The following is a 1172-nucleotide window of genomic DNA, read 5'->3' on the forward strand; positions in this document are numbered from 1 at the left end:
GACGTGATGATGTAGGAAATACGAGATCATTTCGTCTCTATTGCCATGTCTATACACTAGGAATAAGAACGAAGATTTAAGGAGAATCAAGGCCGGAGCACAAACTAAAACTAATGATTGCTTGTTATTTGCTATTTTTTGCTACATTTGCACCGTGAAATGAACGCTACTCCCCAAGTAGCCTCAACCCACCTCTGGCATATAATTATATACATTCTCAAAGCAAGACTTATTTACCACCGTCATTTTCTCCAAGGAGAAACTTCTTAGATAAATCTGGGTTGTCTTGATGGACTTATGCCCCAATAACTCGCTGATCATCTCAATGGGGACATTTTGTTCCTTCAATGCCATGGCGAAGGAATGACGGATCGTGTAAGAAGTCACATCCGAGGCTATTCCCGCAACCTCCTTCAACGTCTTCAAGTTCCGGTTAAACCGGGACAAGGCCGCATTGTATTCGAGATATTCCTCATGGCCGTTCTTCGTCCCACTTAAAAAGGGAAATAAATAGCCGGAGCCTCCACCCCTCTCACCTGCCAGCTCCTTATACATAGCCTCCGCCGTATCCAAGACCTCCAACCGCATAGAGGTCCCGGTCTTCTGGCGATTGTAATCCAATATGCCGTTCTTGATATTACCTCTATTCAAATGGGCGAAATCAACGAACGACATCCCCCCATATTGAAACATCAAGCAAAGCGTCAGCTGTGTCTTCCTCAACTTCTCTCCTTTTACCGGGACAGTCATCAGGCGATTCAAATCCCCCAGAGGCAAGGATTTCTTGCGCTGGCTTTCCACACCCGTAAAAACCCCCTTGAATAAAGAGGGGATAAACGCCGCCTCACCATTCTCCACCGCCTTGTTATAGATACAACGCAAACGGCGGATATACGTGGAGACCGTATTACGCATGCAGCCTTTCTCCAACAAATAAGCCTCGTACCGGCGAAGTGTATCCTTATTTATATATGTATATGGGATACGATCCGTCCCGCTATACCGTATAAAAGAGTTCATCGCATCCTGATAACTTTTCGCCGAGGAATACCGTCCTTCCTTTTGTAACAGACTTATATACTCTCGCATCCCTTCCACCAAATCTTTCTCATCCATATCTCTCTATTTTAAATTCCAACTGAAAACAAACACGCGAAATTAGACATCCTGAC

1 protein-coding gene is annotated in these 1172 nt (G+C 44.7%); it reads right to left on the reverse strand.

Annotated features, from left to right (window positions below):
• Positions 1-183: 183 nt before the first annotated feature.
• Positions 184-1116 (reverse strand): site-specific integrase, encoded by a 933-nt coding sequence (locus DWY79_RS22320; RefSeq protein WP_009276318.1) that lies wholly within the window; start codon positions 1114-1116, stop codon positions 184-186.
• Positions 1117-1172: the final 56 nt, after the last annotated feature.

This window comes from Parabacteroides sp. AF27-14, assembly GCF_003635425.1.
In the GTDB taxonomy this organism is placed as follows: Bacteria; Bacteroidota; Bacteroidia; order Bacteroidales; family Tannerellaceae; genus Parabacteroides; species Parabacteroides distasonis.